Annotated in this window: 17 protein-coding genes and 1 pseudogene; 15 read left to right on the top strand and 3 right to left on the bottom strand. The window is 38.4% G+C overall.

Going from position 1 to position 16,844, the window contains the following annotated elements:
* Nucleotides 1-57 precede the first annotated feature (57 nt).
* Genes INT39_RS02790 through INT39_RS02765 form a run of 7 tightly spaced genes read left to right on the top strand, consistent with a single transcriptional unit; the run spans nt 58 to nt 5,726 of the window.
* Entirely contained in the window at nt 58-525 is a 468-nt protein-coding gene (locus INT39_RS02790; protein WP_193014419.1) for a phage terminase small subunit P27 family, read from the top strand.
* Nucleotides 479-994 (top strand): terminase large subunit domain-containing protein, encoded by a 516-nt coding sequence (locus INT39_RS22430; protein WP_226944470.1) that lies wholly within the window; start codon nt 479-481, stop codon nt 992-994. The genes INT39_RS02790 and INT39_RS22430 overlap by 47 nt, the downstream gene beginning before the upstream one ends.
* Complete coding sequence (locus INT39_RS02785; protein WP_226944468.1) at nt 970-2,211, top strand: terminase large subunit; 1,242 nt, start codon at nt 970-972, stop codon at nt 2,209-2,211. The genes INT39_RS22430 and INT39_RS02785 overlap by 25 nt, the downstream gene beginning before the upstream one ends.
* A complete protein-coding gene (locus INT39_RS02780; protein WP_193014420.1) occupies nt 2,211-3,479 on the top strand; it encodes a phage portal protein in 1,269 nt (422 codons plus the stop codon). Before INT39_RS02785 ends, INT39_RS02780 begins: the two co-directional genes overlap by 1 nt.
* 17 nt (nt 3,480-3,496) lie before the next feature.
* Entirely contained in the window at nt 3,497-4,165 is a 669-nt protein-coding gene (locus INT39_RS02775; RefSeq protein ID WP_193014421.1) for an HK97 family phage prohead protease, read from the top strand.
* Nucleotides 4,166-4,168: 3 nt separating this feature from the next.
* Complete coding sequence (locus INT39_RS02770; protein WP_193014422.1) at nt 4,169-5,335, top strand: phage major capsid protein; 1,167 nt, start codon at nt 4,169-4,171, stop codon at nt 5,333-5,335.
* A 52-nt stretch (nt 5,336-5,387) separates the two neighbouring features.
* Complete coding sequence (locus INT39_RS02765) at nt 5,388-5,726, top strand: DUF4035 domain-containing protein (RefSeq protein WP_319021307.1); 339 nt, start codon at nt 5,388-5,390, stop codon at nt 5,724-5,726.
* A 24-nt stretch (nt 5,727-5,750) separates the two neighbouring features.
* Here INT39_RS02765 and INT39_RS02760 read toward each other — a convergent pair whose 3' ends face one another.
* Entirely contained in the window at nt 5,751-5,942 is a 192-nt protein-coding gene (locus INT39_RS02760) for a YqaE/Pmp3 family membrane protein (RefSeq protein ID WP_004242485.1), read from the bottom strand.
* A gap of 154 nt (nt 5,943-6,096) precedes the next feature.
* Here INT39_RS02760 and INT39_RS02755 point away from each other — a divergent pair, with 154 nt between their 5' ends.
* The 7 genes from INT39_RS02755 to INT39_RS02725 are packed head-to-tail and all read left to right on the top strand — an operon-like array spanning nt 6,097 to nt 12,523.
* On the top strand, nt 6,097-6,684 hold the full coding sequence (locus INT39_RS02755) for a hypothetical protein (RefSeq protein ID WP_226893911.1): 588 nt from the start codon (nt 6,097-6,099) through the stop codon (nt 6,682-6,684).
* Complete coding sequence (locus INT39_RS02750) at nt 6,684-7,265, top strand: hypothetical protein (RefSeq protein ID WP_193014424.1); 582 nt, start codon at nt 6,684-6,686, stop codon at nt 7,263-7,265. The genes INT39_RS02755 and INT39_RS02750 overlap by 1 nt, the downstream gene beginning before the upstream one ends.
* Before the next feature lie 56 nt (nt 7,266-7,321).
* Nucleotides 7,322-7,720 (top strand): DUF6950 family protein, encoded by a 399-nt coding sequence (locus tag INT39_RS02745; protein WP_193014425.1) that lies wholly within the window; start codon nt 7,322-7,324, stop codon nt 7,718-7,720.
* Nucleotides 7,720-11,382, top strand: coding sequence for a DUF1983 domain-containing protein (locus INT39_RS02740; protein WP_193014426.1), 3,663 nt, complete (start codon nt 7,720-7,722; stop codon nt 11,380-11,382). The genes INT39_RS02745 and INT39_RS02740 overlap by 1 nt, the downstream gene beginning before the upstream one ends.
* Before the next feature lie 3 nt (nt 11,383-11,385).
* Complete coding sequence (locus tag INT39_RS02735; protein ID WP_004242498.1) at nt 11,386-11,637, top strand: hypothetical protein; 252 nt, start codon at nt 11,386-11,388, stop codon at nt 11,635-11,637.
* Nucleotides 11,622-11,885: a hypothetical protein gene (locus INT39_RS02730; RefSeq protein ID WP_004242500.1), complete on the top strand. Its 264-nt coding sequence runs from the start codon at nt 11,622-11,624 to the stop codon at nt 11,883-11,885. The genes INT39_RS02735 and INT39_RS02730 overlap by 16 nt, the downstream gene beginning before the upstream one ends.
* Nucleotides 11,882-12,523 (top strand): hypothetical protein, encoded by a 642-nt coding sequence (locus INT39_RS02725; protein WP_193014427.1) that lies wholly within the window; start codon nt 11,882-11,884, stop codon nt 12,521-12,523. Before INT39_RS02730 ends, INT39_RS02725 begins: the two co-directional genes overlap by 4 nt.
* A 198-nt stretch (nt 12,524-12,721) precedes the next feature.
* Here the strand turns inward: INT39_RS02725 and INT39_RS02720 are convergent, their stop codons facing one another.
* Nucleotides 12,722-13,903: a reverse transcriptase domain-containing protein gene (locus INT39_RS02720; protein WP_193014428.1), complete on the bottom strand. Its 1,182-nt coding sequence runs from the start codon at nt 13,901-13,903 to the stop codon at nt 12,722-12,724.
* Nucleotides 13,904-14,046: 143 nt separating this feature from the next.
* A complete protein-coding gene (locus INT39_RS02715; protein ID WP_193014429.1) occupies nt 14,047-16,266 on the bottom strand; it encodes a retron Eco8 family effector endonuclease in 2,220 nt (739 codons plus the stop codon).
* A gap of 359 nt (nt 16,267-16,625) precedes the next feature.
* On the opposite strand from INT39_RS02715, the pseudogene INT39_RS02710 reads away from it, so the two are divergent.
* A pseudogene (locus tag INT39_RS02710) lies at nt 16,626-16,793 on the top strand (NADP-dependent isocitrate dehydrogenase); the annotation flags it as partial.
* Between the last annotated feature and the right edge of the window lie 51 nt (nt 16,794-16,844).

Below are 16,844 nucleotides of genomic sequence, written 5' to 3'. Positions count from 1 at the left end.
GCGCCCTCATTTGTGTGCACAACCGCGAAATGAAAAGTTTTTTTCTGGGAGTTTCCGATGACAGGAAGACGCCCGAAACCGACCCACTTGAAGGTGGTCACCGGTAATCCGGGAAAACGAAAACTCAACGATAAAGAACCCCAACCCAAACGTGAAATTCCAAGCCCACCCGAACATTTAACGGATTGGGGGAAAATGGCGTGGGCAAAATTAACCTTATTACTCGATGGAATGGGTATTTTAACCGTGGCTGACACGCTGGCATTAGAACGGCTGTGTGATATCTACGCCGATATTCTTCAATTGCGAGATACCATTGCCATTGAAGGTCGGACATACACCACAAAAACGCAATTAGGGGATTTCTTAATTAAAGCGAATCCTGCCGTTGCCATGTTGGCTGATGCAGATCGCCGCTTTAAAAGTTATTTAGTCGAGTTTGGTTTAACCCCCGCCGCTCGTTCGAAGGTGAAGATGGATGGTGGAGAAGAAGAGGAAGATCCGCTCAACCAATATTTCGGTTGATCCGGCAACGCAATACGCACAAGACGTGCATCAAGGCAAAATTTTAGCGGGGCCTGATATTCGTCATGCATGTGTGCGTCATCTCAAAGATTTAAATGAAGCCGAGCAACGGGGATTAGTCTGGGATGTTGAAGCTGTCAAAAGAGTGATCGACTTTTTTGCGAAAGTCTTAAAACTCAATGGCGGGGAGCATGAAGGGAAGCCGTTTATTTTATTGCCTTGGCAATGCTTTGTGATTGGCTCTATTTTTGGTTGGAAAATGACTGACGGTACACGGCGATTTCGCATGGTGTACGTTGAATCAGGCAAAGGTTCAGGAAAATCACCGATGGCAGGTGGCGTTGGGTTGTATTGTTTAGTCGCTGACAGTGAACCGCGCGCCGAAGTGTATGCAGCAGCTACGAAAAAAGACCAAGCCATGATTTTGTTTCGTGATGCGTGGCGATGGTTGATCAATCTCCCGCATTAAGTCAGCGGATCACCAAATCAGGCGGAACAGGCAAAGAGTGGAACTTGGCTTATTTGAAAACAAGTTCATTCTTTCGCCCGATTAGTTCGGATGATGGGCAATCAGGGCCTCGTCCCCATTGTGCGTTGATTGATGAAATCCATGAGCATAAAAATAATACTGCCGTCGAGATGATGCGAGCGGGTACAAAAGGTCGGCGGCAAGCCTTGATATTTATGATCACCAACAGTGGCCATGATAAAACCAGTGTGTGTTATGACTACCATGAATACGGGCGAAAAGTTGCCGAAGGCACTATCGAAGACGACAGCTTCTTTTCCTATATTTGCTCACTGGATGAAGGCGATGATCCCTTTAAGGATGAGTCTTGCTGGGGGAAAGCCAATCCGTCATTGGGCTACACCTTTTCTGATCGCTACTTACGCGAACAAGTGACACAAGCCCGAGGTATGCCCGCGAAAGAAAGCATTGTGCGTCGGCTTAATTTTTGTCAGTGGGTGGATGCCGATAATCCGTGGATTAACAGTGAAACATGGATGCGATGTGAAAACACGTTCACCTTCGATGATCTTCAGGGTGAAGAGTGTTATGGCGGATTGGATTTATCAGGAACCAAAGATTTAACCGCATTAGCCTTGTATTTCCCTCGTCTTAAACGTCTTTATGTCGAATTTTGGACACCCAAAGACACCTTATTGGATAGAGCAAAAACCGACCGAGTGCCTTACGACTTATGGGTAAGGCAAGGTTTTATGCATACCACTCCAGGGAATGCGGTGAGATATGAATTTGTGGCAGAACGCATTGCTGAAATGGCGATGCACGTCAGCATGAGAGCCATTGCCTTTGACCCTTATCGCATTAAATACCTTGAACCCAAACTCGATGAAGCGGGTGTGACGGTTCCTTTAACTCCGCATGGACAAGGATATTACAAAGCTAAAGACTCAGGGCTATGGATGCCACACTCTATCGAACTGTTTGAACAGCTCATTGATGACAAGAAGATTGAGATCCACACCAATCCTTGTTTGAGATGGAATGCCGCATCCGCTGTGCTTGAGGCTGACCAAAAAGATAACCGCGTCTTTGCCAAGAAAAAAAGTACTGGTCGAATTGATGGTGTGGTGGCATCTGCAATGGCGATTGGTGCTGCGGAAGGTGAGGTTGATGATGGCAACCTTGATGATTTTTTCTCTAACCCATTGAGTATGTGATGACAGATAAACAATATTCAATCGATTTGCGCACTAATCATGGTTGGTTTGCGCGTCTGGCTTCTTTCTTTGTCGGGGGAAGACTCGTGACACCTGAACAAGGTTCACAATCAGGCGTTATCTCAGCGCAAGGCTCGCTTGGTGACTCTTCTGTAAATGATGAGCGAATACTCCAAATATCCACGGTTTGGCGTTGTGTTAGCTTAATTTCGACGTTAACGGCTTGTTTGCCACTGGATGTGTTTGAAACGGATAAGCAAGGAAATAGAACCAAAGTTGATTTAAGTAACCCATTGGCTCGATTACTGCGATATTCGCCCAATCAATATATGACGGCTCAAGAATTCCGAGAGGCAATGACTATGCAACTTTGCTTTTATGGTAATGCTTTCGCGTTGATTGAGCGAAATAAAGTCGGTGATGTGATCAGCTTGCTTCCTCTGTTGTCTGCCAATATGGATGTACGCATGGAGGGGAAGAATATTATCTATAAATATCAGCGTGATCATGAATTTGCCAAATTTAAACAACACGAAATTTTTCATTTAAAAGGGTTTGGTTTTAATGGATTAGTTGGATTGTCGCCTATTGCTTATGCGTGTAAGACAGCAAGCACGGCCGTTGCGATGGAAGATCAACAACGTGAGTTTTATGCTAATGGAGCTAAGTCTCCTAAAATTCTGACAACGGGCGATAAGGTATTGAATAAAGAGCAACGTAGCCAACTTGAAGAGAATTTCAAAGAAATTGCGGGTGGTCCCGTTAAAAAACGATTGTGGATCTTAGAAGGGGGATTTCAAGCACAAGATATTGGTGTTAGTCCTCAAGATGCAGAAACAATGTCTTCCCGCAAATTTCAAGTCAGTGAATTGGCTCGTTTCTTTGGGGTTCCACCGCACTTAGTCGGTGATGTTGAAAAATCAACAAGTTGGGGAACAGGTATTGAGCAACAAAACTTAGGTTTTCTTCAATATACCTTACAACCCTATATCTCCCGATGGGAAAATTGCATTGCGCGTTGGCTTCTAAAACCACCCGAAGTGGGGAAATACCATGCTGAACATAACCTTGATGAGTTATTGCGTGGCGATTCCACTTCACGCGCCGCGTTTATGAAAGCGATGGGAGAATCAGGGCTAAGAACCATTAATGAAATGCGACGGCTCGATAATTATCCTCCTCTTGAAGGTGGAGATGTCGCTTACCGGCAAGCACAATATTTACCGATTAACCAACTCAATAAAGAGCCTCACGAAAGTGGGGCTTAATTATTTATGGGGGTTCAATGCCTGATATTAGAAAAACACTGAATTTTGATGAAGCGGAAATCAAATTTACGGGAGATGACACACAAGGCATTTTCGAAGGTTATGCCTCCGTATTTAGTCATCAAGATCTCGACGGTGACATTATTTTACCCGGTGCGTTTAAGCATGTTTTAGATAAGCAAAAACAAAAAGTCGCTATGTTTTATAACCATCGAGTCTGGGAGCTTCCTGTGGGGAAATGGGAGTACATGGAGGAAGATCAAAAAGGGTTACGTGTAAGAGGACAACTGACACCCGGTCATAGTGCGGCTCAAGATCTAAAAGCGGCAATGAAGCATGGCACGGTTGACGGGCTTTCTATCGGATTCGGTTGTCTGCGTAATGACTTTGAGCGAACACCTTCAGGTCGTATTTTTAAAAACATCTCCCTGTTACGTGAAATCAGTATTTGTACATTTCCCGCTAATGACCAAGCACAGGTTTCATCACTCAAGAGCATCGATGGGTTATTAACGATCCGAGATATTGAGGATTGGCTGAGAGAGTCAGCCGGTTTATCAAAATCAGAAGCAGTAGGTTTTATTTCCCGCTTCAAATCCGCTATTCGGAGTGAGTCCGATGACACTCAACAATCTCTAGTCGCATCCATTGTTAACCAAATTAATGCATTTAATCTGAAAGGATAGAATATGTCTGACTTAGCTATTATCCAAGAAGCCATCGAAGGATCACAAAAAAAGGTGCAAGAGCTCTTCGATGCACAGAAGAAAGAAATTGAAGCTACTGGCGCAGTTTCAAAGCAATTACAAACAGATTTAGTCTTAGTTCAAGAGGAGTTAAAAAAAGCCGGTGAACGTCTGTTTGATTTAGAGCAGAAAGGGGCAACGAGCGCTGATGATCCTAATGCGAAAAAAGATTTTTCTGAGCGAGCAGCAGAAGCGCTGACAAAATCATGGAATGGGAGTCAGGCTTCTTATGAAGTGAAAACATTTAATAAATCATTAGGCAGTGATGCGAGCTCAGCCGGAGTTCTCATTCAGCCTATGCAAGTACCGGGTATTATTATGCCGGGTATGCGTCGTTTAGTTATTCGCGATTTATTAGCTCAAGGTCGTATTTCCAGTAACTCACTGGAATATGTACGTGAAAAACTATTTACCAATAGCGCGGCACCCGTGAAAGAAAAGGCACAAAAGCCAGAATCTAATCTGACGTTTGAAAAACAAACGGCAAATGTGATCACTATTGCTCATTGGATCCAAGCGTCTCGCCAAGTGATGGATGATGCTGTGCAGTTACAGTCTTACGTTAATAACCGCTTATTGTATGGCTTAGCATTAGTGGAAGAGGATCAATTACTCAATGGTGACGGTACAGCGGATAATTTGACGGGGATTAATCATGTTGCCACTGCCTATGATACCACGTTGAGTGCTACGGGCGACACGCATGCTGACCTGATTGCTCATGCCATTTATCAGGTAACAGAATCTGAATTTAGTGCCTCTGGTATTATTTTAAATCCTCGTGATTGGCATGCCATTGCGTTAATGAAAGATAAAGAAGGGCGTTATATTTTTGGTGGCCCACAAGCCTTTACTTCAAATGTAATGTGGGGATTACCTGTTGTTCCAACAAAAGCACAAAAACAAGGTGAGTTTACTGTTGGTGCATTTGATTTGGCGTCTCAAGTATGGGATCGAATGAATGCAGTTATCGAAGTGAGTCGAGAAGATCGTGATAACTTTGTGAAAAATATGCTGACCATTTTGTGTGAAGAGCGTTTAGCATTAGCCCATTATCGCCCTCAAGCCTTAATTAAAGGGACTTTTCCAACGTCTGGAAGAAGTGCTTAAGTAATAGGTCGGGGTAGGTAACAATCGATTAGGGCAAGGGTTCTCTAATGCGGTGTTTACAGCAGAAGCGGGGAATAGCGAAAAAAAACTCGGAGACCGACGACAATTTCAATTGATATTGTCGTCGGCTCTGGGAAAAACGCTCACAGAAATCGAGCAAATGCCTGAAAGCCACTTGTGTGAATATGAAGCTTTTTATCGCAAACAACCCTTTGGTTTATGGCGAGAGGATTATCGGATGGCACAAGTGGCGCATCTTCTCGCGATGATAAATCGTGATCCGAAAACGTCTCCGCCGGAATTGATGGATTTTATGCCGATGTGGAAGAAGAAAATCACGGAAGAAGAGGTGTGGGATAACGTCACTGAGAGTGTATTGGCCAATCGATAGCCCCACATGAGTGGGGCTTAATCGTTAACCACCGCGAGACATTTTCTCAATTTTTTTATCCGTATTGTATTGAGAAAGGGCATAAACCGACCAGATAGCCGCAGGGATCCACCCAATTAAGGTGATTTGTAGGATAAGGCAGAAGATGCCAGCGAATGGGCGACCAATCGTGAAAAATTGTAACCAAGGTAGTAATAACGCCAGAATAAGTCTCATAAAACCCCCTCTATTATTCGAAATTTCAGTTTATCAATAATTAAATCAATAGCAAATAACAAGGAATATTGCATTTATTCAGGGTGAAAGTTTGCTTTTGTAGTGTTCATACCAAGGATTGAATTTATGGCGGGAGCATTAGGTAGATTAAATATTGGAATGGCCAAAAGAGGTGATCCCCACACAGGAAAACTGGCAATTATTGAGTAACAGCAAAACCTTTACCTCGCCATTTAATGGAAGTAGCCAGACGGTACGCTTTCCGGGAAGCCGTTGGCGTTGTGAACTGACATTTAATAATTTAAATGAAGAGAAATCGCGCCAGTTAGAAGCGCTGGTGGCTTCATTGGATGGGATGTCGGGACGAGTCAAAATAGCCAGTTGGATAAGAAAAGGGCGTTATGGATATGGTTCGCCTCGTATTGCAATACCGAGCCAATTAGGTCATCGGCTAGAAACAAAGGACTGGAAGCGCAATATGCGCGTGTTACAGCAAGGGGATCGCTTAACAGTGGGCAATGAACTCAAAATGGTGGTGACGGATGTGGTCAGTGATAATCAAGGACGTGCAAATATTCCTATTTCACCGATGTTAAGAACGTCACCTACCGTCAATGAAATGCTCGAAGTTGAGCGTCCTTTTGGAGTATTTCGGCTCGTTGATAATGAACAGGGTAAATTTCAGCATCGTCGCTTGGGGTATACCAATATCACGTTATCTTTTGAGGAGGTGTTGTACTAATGCAATATCATCCATTTTCTGATGCCATGGTCAACGCGATTAATGAGGGGGCTTATATCGTTTTAGCAGCCAGACTCGATTTGAAATCAGGCGTCACCTGTGCGCATACCGGTGTTGGGCAACTGATTATTGCGGGGGAAACCTATTTAGGTGTAGGAAGTTTAGGGGAAATCAGTCAGCTAAAAGAGAATAAGACAACCAGTCCTCCACAATTACAGCTTAAATTAACGGGTTTTGATAAATCGCTGGTGGGTATGGTGATGAATGAGCAAAGTCGAGGACGCGAAGTCCGATTGATGATGGTCGCCATTGGTGAAGAGGGAAAACCGTTGCTTGCTGAAGTCTTATTTGTCGGACAAATCACATCTGTCAATGTGGTGTCTGGCGAAGAAAATGCCGTATGTGTTAATGTTTCTAATCGATTCGAGCGATGGTCAATCGGGTTACCTGATAGATTCACCGATGAGTCGTGGTCATCTCGAAGACAAGGTGATCGTATCTTTCGTTATGTTGCTCAAATAGCTGAACGGGCGATTTATTGGGGCAGCAAGAAAGATGCACCTGCATTTATTTATAAATAATCTTATTGTCTTGTTAAACCCACTTTTGTGGGTTTTTTGCTATTTAAGGTCAGTACATGAAACAACCTAACTGGACACTTAAATTACCTGAAACCATAAGGGCGGCGATGAGTCGCCCTTTTTCATGGGGGGAATTTGATTGTTGTATTTTCGCCTCTGAATGTATTTACGCACAATGCGGTTTCTCTCCAATAAGGCCTTATCTCAATCACTATAAAACCAAAGCCGAAGCCTTCAACCTGCTCAAATCCAAATTTGGCTCCTTAGAGAAAGCCGTATCACGCTATTTCAAGTCCATTGAGATTGAGCGGGTTCAGCGTGGTGACCTCGTACTGTTCAAAGGTGAGGACGGTGACAGTTTAGCCGTGGTCTGGGCGGGGCATTATTGGGGCGTAACCCCACAAGGTGTGAAGCCAGTGCAGATTAACCCAATCAAAGCGTGGAGAGTGGAATAATGGGGGGAAGTGGTGGATTAATTTCAAAAGTCGTGGGTGCAGGCTTAATGATTGCTGGGCTATTTACCGGAGGCGTCACCTCGGCGATGGGTATGGCACTGATGGCAGCAGGCGTTGCGGTTCAAGTCGCGGGTTCGCTTATCTTTAAGCCTAAACTGCCTTCCATGAATTATCGAGATACCAGTGAACGCAAACAGATGTTACGTTCATCGTCTGCGCCTGAAACCGTAATTGTCGGAAAAACAGTGATATCGGGTTTGCTTTTCTTCGCCGAAGAAGAAGCGGGGGAACAAGATGAAAATGAAAAAATCACACTGGCATTGGCTCTGGCAGGGCACCCCATAGAGAAAATCGGGAAGATTTGGTTGAGTGATGATCTCATTGAGACGTTTGGTGATAAAGCCTCATGGGAATTACATAACGATAGGAAAAATGCCGATCCCTTTATGCTTAAAAATTGCCCGTCATGGAAAGAGGATATGATTGGTCGAGGTCTAGCGTGGTTACGTGTGACACTCACGTTTGACCAAGAAAAATTCCCTTATGGATTACCCAATGTGAAATGTGAAGTCTGGGGAAAACATCTGTTTGATCCTCGCACTGGGCAAACTGCATGGAGTAATAATGGGGCTTTAGTCATTTTGGATTATTACCGCTATTATTTAAAAGTGCCTGATACGGATATTGATTTTGACAGCTTTAAACAGGCAGCCGATTTATGTGATGAAAAAGTGAGTCTGCCAGAAGGCGGATTTGAGTCGCGATATACCCTTAATGGTGCCTATGACTTAAATGAGAGTCCATCCAGTATTTTGGAAGCGATGCACAAATGCATTAATGCCGAACCGACATTCACCGCAGGAAAACACAGTATCCAAATTGGCGCTTATTATGGGCCGGCAATAAAAACCATTACCGAATCACAATTGATTGGCACTGTCACTTGTACCCCTGAAACAGGCTTAAAAGACGCGACCAATGCGGTGTATGGCACATTTATTGATGCCGAACAGTTGTACACAAAAACCGATTTCACGCCTGTGATTGTGGACGAATGGGTGAAAGAGGATGGCTTAGAAATTCGGGAGAACATCGATTATCGTTTTGTTACTAGCCCTTATCAAGCCCAACGATTAGCCCGCCAATATCTTCGCAAAAAGAAAGCAGGAAGACGGGTTCAACTCACGATGAACTTAGACGGCTATGCTTATCGTCCCGGGGAAGTTGTGCTTTTAGAATTACCTTCTTTGGGGATTAGTGGGCTGGAATTCCGTATTGCCGAATGGTCTTTTCATGCTTTAGAGGGTGTGGCTTTAACGTTGGAAGAGGATGGTGCCTATTTATATGAAGATGTGATTGGCAAGCCTTTCGAACGTCCGCCGTTTGTGAGTTTACCCACAGGTGGTGTTGCTTCACCGATTAATCTTACCTTTGTTCCACTTGCTGTCAGTGACATCGTGCAAGGTACGCTTTCTTGGCAGAATGTGGCGTCTGATGTACGTTATAACACCGTTACTATTCTCCAAGAAGGCAATGTTATTCAATCTATTCAGGTGCCGGCTGAGCGTGTTGATATTAACGGATTAGCGCGAGGGACTTATCGTGTTGAAGTCAGAGCAACAAATGTTGCCGGTGCGATGTCGGCACCCGCTATCAGTGACTTTGCCATTCAAGCACCACCGCCTCCTGAACATATTGATGTTACCTCTGGCTTATTTAATCTGACTGTTGTACCGAAACAAGGCGATAGTGCTGTCTTTGGTTATACCTTTGAATTTTGGTTTAGTGAGGAAAAGCTCGCTGATCTTTCTGAAAATGAAGTGATCACCAAAACAAATAAAGTTGGCCAAGGGAATTTCTGGACGCAAGAGAATTTACAAGCAGGGCATACGTATTATTTTTATGTTCGAACAATCAACAGCTATGGTAAATCACCGTTTGTGGAAGCTTATGGTGTTTGCTCTTCTCAAACCGATTTAATTCTTGAAGAATTAGCTGGGCAAATTAGTCGAGATCAACTCGCACAAGACCTATTGGGTGAAATTAACAGCAAAGCTAACCAATCAGCTGTTGTTGAATTAAACACGCAAGTGAAAGCAAACCATGATGCGATTTTAGCGGAGCAAGTTGCGCGAGGAGCGGTAATTAACCAAGAGCAACAAGCTCGCGCTGAAGCTGATAAAACGGAGGCTCAACAACGCCAATTCTTAGCCACTCAACTTCGTGGTGACTATACCGGAAATGATTTATCGAAAGTCACCGCAGGACTTATCTCCGCCGAGAAGCAAGCGCGAGTTACAGGTGACCAAGCGGAAGCTAAAGCCAGACAATCATTGGAAACACGGATGAATGGGAATGTTTCTGCGATTAATAAGTCACTAGAAACCCTCACCTCGAAACAGCAAGCACAAACGCAAGAGATTTCAACGCTCAATTCAAATTTGAAAGGGAAAGCCGATAGCAGTGCGGTTAATGCGTTAAATACGCGAGTATCTAAGATTGATGGCAAAGTGACGTCTGCAGCCTCACAGGTACAAACGTTATCCAGCAAATTAGATACAGTGAAAGCCGATTTAATGGAGTCTGTGGTGGTGGATTTAGATTTATCAAAACTCAATGAAAACACCTATTATCCAATTATTTTGCCATTAGCGACCTCTCGTCGTTATGCCTTTAAGGTCTTTAGAACCTTAGGGCAATATTCAGACAATAAACCCAGCTATGCGACTCACAGCACTAAAGGCTTTGCCATGATTGTGGAATGGCAAGTCAGTGGTTCTGGATGGGGAACTCAGTCTGAAAACCGCATCATTGATAATTTTGATTGGCGATGGACAAATCAATCTCCTGTGATGGGGCCAGCTCAATTAATAAATGGTTCCGTGGAATATATTTATTTGCGGGGAGGGGCAAAATATCAGTTAACTAAACACAAGAGTGTTAACCATCAAATTATCACCAGCACTTACACCACTAACAAACAATCGGTGGCACCAAAAGGGTTTGTGGCGAATGAAGTACCTAAATCCAGCGAACAGACAGCCAATGCAACGGCGAATGCGGTAAGCCAACTCGAAACCAAAGTGACCGAGGTTTCAGGTAAGGTGACCTCGACCGTTCAGCAAATCACTCGTTTAGAAAGCCAAGTGGGTACAAGTTCAGCCAAAATCGAACAAACTTCGAAAGTGGTCACAGACATAAATGGTAAAATTTCGGCATCATGGACAATGAAAGTCCAACAAGATAGCAAAGGGAATAAAGTCATTACTGGCATTGGCTTAGGATTTAATGCACAAGGAAATAGTCAATTTCTGGTTAATGCCCAAAACTTTGCAGTGATATCGTCATTAAACGGCAAAGTGGTGACACCGTTTGTGATCCAAAATGGACAAGCTTTTTTCAATGATGCGTTATTTAGCAAGGCAACTATTGATAAATTATCAGTAGGTAAAAAAATCACATCCACTAATTATTCAGCGGGCAAGAAAGGATTTAATATTGATGCCACAACAGGGAATGTGGAATTAAATGATGCAGTATTTCGTGGACGGTTAGATATTAACTCAGGAGGAACAAAAGGGCGGTTAGTGATCACGAATAATACTATTTATGTTTACGATGAAAACAATCAGTTAGCGGCAAAAATAGGTTATTTAGGGTAGCGTATGAAGTTTATTGTTTTAATTACAGCATTATTATTGTCAGGGTGTACCTCTGGATATAAGAAAGTTGATTGCCAAGGTGTTTACCAAATAAAAACTTTTCATTATCAACAACCTGTATTAGTAAAGTTTGATAAAAAGAGAGAAACCATTAAAGGGCCTCTTTATCATGCTGTACCTCAATTAGGATTTAAATTCTTGGGAGGATGGGTATCTCCTGATGCCGTAGAGGATTTCTCATGTCGTGGGGAATAGAAATATATGAAAAAGGGAAACCAATAAAAATCACAGGGCGTTCGTTTATTTTTGACCAAATAGCGGTCACTCAAAATGGCAGTAAAACTTATAATAATATTCCTAAAGGGCGGTCATTGGCCGCCTATATTGTAGCTAGAAATCGAGGATCTTATTTCACTGTTAGAGTCGAGAATAATAAAATCTCGTGGAATTCTCTACGTGGTAGTCAATCGATTAATGGAATTATTATGGTACTAATTAAATGAGTAAATATGGTGCATTATTTTTTAATCAGGGCATTACCGAAGAATTAACACCCTATGAATCAGCCGTATTTTTAAAAAAGATAAAAACTAAGCCAGGGCTAATTAAAGTTATCGAAGGTAATAATAACGCAGTGCCACTTATTTTTATTCGAGTTCTTAATTCCTCTAATCCATCATTAAGTGGATTATCTGAAGTAATTTATGAGAACAATGCGTGGTGTGTGAATTTAATCGATACTATTCAAGGTAATTCAGCAGAATATGAGCTCTATGTATTTGTGAAGTCTTCTTATCATATTTCACTTCACCCTCAAAAATGGGGGATTCAAATCTATCATAAAGGTGTTATTACACACGCTTCAAGCCAAAGACCACTTAATTTATTAGAGGGAAATAACTTTGTACTCACAGGAAATAATTGGAATGGTGTGGATGTCGGATGCCCTTGTGCGGTATTAATCACAACAATAGGGCAGATTGGTATGATGGATTCGATGGGAGGAAAAACGATTAGAGTAACTCTTTGTGGCCGAGGTAACCGTATTATTCCTCATTCCATGATAGTTTCAGGACAGATGTCAACAACCTCATTAGGTAAGCAGTATTTTTATATTGATGTGAGGGAGTATGGTGGGTAGAAAGAGTTTAGTTAATGAATGTAAAAAACGATCTAAATGGTTTGTTTTATATGTAAAAACAAAAGTAATTTATGAAATTCAAGAAAAAAAAGATATTAATAAAAATATATAGCAATAATGAAGGGAATGATGATATAGTCATTGACTATTTAAATTATATGCAATTAAGTAAGCCACCAAATGTCAGGTGGCAATTATCTAAAAATCATTCAACGATAATCTTTTTCTTATAATTATATTGATTTCATTTAATAATTTATTATATTTTTCATTGTTTTCAATGTTAATGCAATCATGGTTTTTGTCATATTTTAGTATGGAAATTAGAAATGACCTATAACCTAGTAATTTGTTGTTTATCATATTTTCACAGAATTTTTTGATAAATTCATCTGTTTTTTTTCTATATTTTGGTTTTGGCGGGATCATAGAGAAACATTTTTTTAAAATATCTCTATCTCTATCTCTATCTTCATCTGTATTTTCTATTTTTAACTCATGAATTAATTTGCTTATTATTTTTGTTTTTTTATTTGAAATGCTAATGAATCCTTTTATATCAGAATAATTACTACCTGTTATTGTATATCCACTTAATGACATTGTATGTACGGATTTTTTTATTTTATTTTTATTTATTTTGTAGTTGTTAATACTAAGGATAAATGATATTTCATCATAAAAGTTTTTTGAATGTAAATATGGATTGAGATATTTATTGTTTTTAGTTGAAAAAGGGTTGTATTCTATTTTTCCTTTGGAAGAAAAAAGCATATCATCAGCATAGCGAGTGTAAACAATATTTTTTTCATCACAAAATTTTTCTATTAATAAGTCTATTTTTCGAAAAACAATATTAGAAATGATAGGGGATAAGGGAAATCCTACAGGAAGAATTGATTTTTTTATGAATCTCTTATTTGAACTTTTTTCTGATAAGTCTATTTTAATTAAATTATAGATCGCTTCTGCGTGAGTTTGTGTGCTATTTGGAAATATTATTTCATCTGAAAAATACTCTAGAAAATTGCTTTTTATTACATCTTCGCTAATGGAGTGAAAGAAATTTTTCAAATCTAGTTTTATAAAAAAATAATTATTCCTATGAGGCTCTATAAAATCAAAATATGATTTACCTTTAAGATAAGCAGTAGCTGATTGATTGACGGGTATTTTAGCGAGATTTTGTGTGTGGATGGCTCTTATTATATGTTTATAACTGGGAGATATTTTTTCTGATAACGTGTATACAAATCTTTTGCCAATTTTAAATTCTTTAACATGAGAAGATAGTAAAGGAAGAATTCCTTTACTATCTGTATAGTTACTGAAATTTTTTAATAGTTCAACAACACTTGGATGTAATAAAATTTTTTTCATTGCAATCTCTTCTAAGATACCAAGAACGTCTTTTCACGTTTACGTGCATTAAAAGTAGCTCCAGGAATACGGATGGACTACTAGCACATAATGGGACTAGGAAGCACTAGGCTTCATTTACTATAAACTATCAGCAAATTCCCTTAATCTATCGAAGAAGAAATTTCTGATATTATACTGTATAGTTCAGGGAATGTATACTTAAACTGCATTGTGGGGGGGGGATTTGTACTAAATTCTTTCATGTTTTTAATTGAAAAGTCGAGGAAACTAGTTACCCACCCCCCAGTTTTTGAACTGCCATATGGAAGTTTTCCAATAATATTATCTGAAATTTCTTTTATCAAACTTTTAATATTTTGAGGTATGTGTTGGTAGTTTTCATTCTCTTTACTACATAATGTATCTGACTTTCCTTCAAAAGCCATTCTTAAAATAATTATTTTTTCTTTTTTTGTTAATTTTTCAGCTAATACTTTTTTTCCCATTTCTTTTAAAAAATCTTTTTTAACTTTTTCTGCAAATTTCATATTCACATCTGTTAATTTATGCTTTAGTGGATAGTTGTTGAAAATTGCTTTAAAACATTTGATTATATTGAAATCTTTAGCGGGTTTATTTTGATGGATACTTATAATTTTATTCGGATCTCCTTTGGAGCCAACTTTTGCATGAGTAATAAATTCATTTATTAACCATCGAATAAATAATTTATAGCTATTTTCATTTATAAAAAAACCCTCTGTAGTGTTGTTGGCTATTTTTATTCTTTCTGTCTTTGTAATAATATTATTAACTTTTTCTATGGTTTTTTCCATCAATTCAAATGATATTTTATTTTTTGTTAATTCATTTTGTCTATTATCTAATTTTAATATGCTTTTAAACTCTTTATAATAATGATATCGTTTAGAACCATAAAAACTTAGTTTATATTTCTCTTTTATAGTAAATATATTTACTTCTTTAGATAGAAAATTAATTGAACCGTTTCTAAAATTAACACTAACCATTTTATCTGCATCATATAATACTAAATATGGTATTGATACATTAGAATTACTTGGCTTTATTGCATTTAACATTACTTCATTTGTCTTGTATACATCTATTTTATTTAATTTTGGAAATAGCTTTCTTAAGTTTAAGTTTCCGAATAATTCGAGTTCAGTTTCGCCTTCAACGAAGAGAATGAAATTACTAAAAAATAACCTGGCTTCATTATCATTAAATACATTTATAAATCTTTCATCATTAAAATATGATTTCATAATTGAACAACATGTATTATTATCTTCTGTTGTGAAGTGATATATTTTATGTTCGTTTGGTCGATTGAATTGTTTTATAATTGTTTTGAGAATATTGGGAGAGTGTGTTGTAAATATCATGGTTGGATAAGGAGTTTTATATTTTCCTTTTTCCCACTCACCAGTATCATTTTTAAGTTTATGATATATGTTTCCTAAATTATCTATTAATTCTTCATTTCTTTTAGGATGTAATCCTATTTCTGGTTCATCAATTAATATGATGGGAGTTATAAACTCTCTTCTTGTTAATGCAATTACTAAATTAAGAAAAATTTCTAGAAACTTATGTGAATTAGTTCCATCTGATTGTGTGTCTAATTCATTACCATCTATATTAAAAGTATGTCCTTCCAAACCAACTTTAATATAATTTAGTAAATGATCTTGATATTCATACGGTGAAGTTTTTGTAATATTTTTAATAGTATTAACATAATCCTTATAGGAATTGCTTTTTTGAGAAATATTTAAATCTATAAATGAAACTATTTCATCTCTAGATAATTGTTTTGTGTTTAAAAATTTTAATTTTGTTACAACATTCCATAAATACTTCCAATTATAAAGGTCTAACCTACGAGTATCTATTGCAAAAAAGGGATAGATTCTGGATATGATTTCTCTTACATTTTTATCATTATTTGACCATGATATCGAATTATTTTTATGCAGAATTAATGTTAGAGTAAGAAATTTTTTATTTTTATTACTTTTATTTAGGTAATAAAGTGATTCTACTTCACTTTTATAAATTGACTTATAAATATGTTTTTGATAAGGACTTCTATTTTTGTTTGTTCTAATTATATCTTCTAGCCTACTTGTATCAAAAGTTATTGTTATTTCTCCATGATTTGAATATTTTGAATTTAGTTGTAAATTTTTTTTATTTTCTCCTTTTAGTGCATCATAATAAAAAGAGATGATTTTTAAAACATTTGATTTCCCTACGTTATTTTTACCAATGAAACAATTTATATCTGTAAGATCTTTTATTTCAAAATCTTTAAAAGACAACAAATTCTTTATTTTTATAGATTTTAAACTCACTACTTATCACCTTTTAATTAATTTATATGAAAATTACCTTATTATATATTTTTTTTTATAATGAAGAAACAGTAAGTGAGTTTTCCAATATATAGATCAACTATTTGGTATTTAGGAAAGGAGGTGAAAAAGTATAGAATTGATAAATTTTTCATTATAAATATAAGTAAGATTTTTTTGGGACAAGTTATATAAATTATGTATGATGGTACAAAGTATTGTCAATTTCCACTTCCCCAAAACTCCCCCAATCCAAATTAAAAATCAACCAGTTACATACAAACCAAGATCACATAAGAAACAAATTATCACCCTCAATAATTATAGCTTATTTAATAAGTTACGAAATTATTATGGGTATAATGCTACGGCACATGGGTTGGACAGAAGCGGCTGACTTAATCATTAAAGGCACAGAAGGCGCGATTGCTGCTAAGACTGTAACTTATAATTTCGAACGTCAGTTAGAAGGTGCTAAACTGCTGAAATGTAGCGAGTTTGGTGACGCGATTATCAAACATATGTAATATAATTAGCGTTGTAAATTGATTACGGGAACTTAAGTGTTCCCGTTTTTG

Source organism: Pseudomonas sp. FME51 (assembly GCF_014897305.1).
This window is presented reverse-complemented; position numbering and strand designations above follow the sequence as displayed.

Coding starts and splice junctions, on each gene's coding strand:
- INT39_RS02790 (WP_193014419.1), top strand. CDS start 58: ATGACAGGAAGACGCCCGAAACCGACCCACTTGAAGGTGGTCACCGGT.
- INT39_RS22430 (WP_226944470.1), top strand. CDS start 479: ATGGTGGAGAAGAAGAGGAAGATCCGCTCAACCAATATTTCGGTTGAT.
- INT39_RS02785 (WP_226944468.1), top strand. CDS start 970: ATGGTTGATCAATCTCCCGCATTAAGTCAGCGGATCACCAAATCAGGC.
- INT39_RS02780 (WP_193014420.1), top strand. CDS start 2,211: ATGACAGATAAACAATATTCAATCGATTTGCGCACTAATCATGGTTGG.
- INT39_RS02775 (WP_193014421.1), top strand. CDS start 3,497: ATGCCTGATATTAGAAAAACACTGAATTTTGATGAAGCGGAAATCAAA.
- INT39_RS02770 (WP_193014422.1), top strand. CDS start 4,169: ATGTCTGACTTAGCTATTATCCAAGAAGCCATCGAAGGATCACAAAAA.
- INT39_RS02760 (WP_004242485.1), bottom strand. CDS start 5,942: ATGAGACTTATTCTGGCGTTATTACTACCTTGGTTACAATTTTTCACG.
- INT39_RS02750 (WP_193014424.1), top strand. CDS start 6,684: ATGCAATATCATCCATTTTCTGATGCCATGGTCAACGCGATTAATGAG.
- INT39_RS02745 (WP_193014425.1), top strand. CDS start 7,322: ATGAAACAACCTAACTGGACACTTAAATTACCTGAAACCATAAGGGCG.
- INT39_RS02740 (WP_193014426.1), top strand. CDS start 7,720: ATGGGGGGAAGTGGTGGATTAATTTCAAAAGTCGTGGGTGCAGGCTTA.
- INT39_RS02735 (WP_004242498.1), top strand. CDS start 11,386: ATGAAGTTTATTGTTTTAATTACAGCATTATTATTGTCAGGGTGTACC.
- INT39_RS02730 (WP_004242500.1), top strand. CDS start 11,622: ATGTCGTGGGGAATAGAAATATATGAAAAAGGGAAACCAATAAAAATC.
- INT39_RS02725 (WP_193014427.1), top strand. CDS start 11,882: ATGAGTAAATATGGTGCATTATTTTTTAATCAGGGCATTACCGAAGAA.
- INT39_RS02720 (WP_193014428.1), bottom strand. CDS start 13,903: ATGAAAAAAATTTTATTACATCCAAGTGTTGTTGAACTATTAAAAAAT.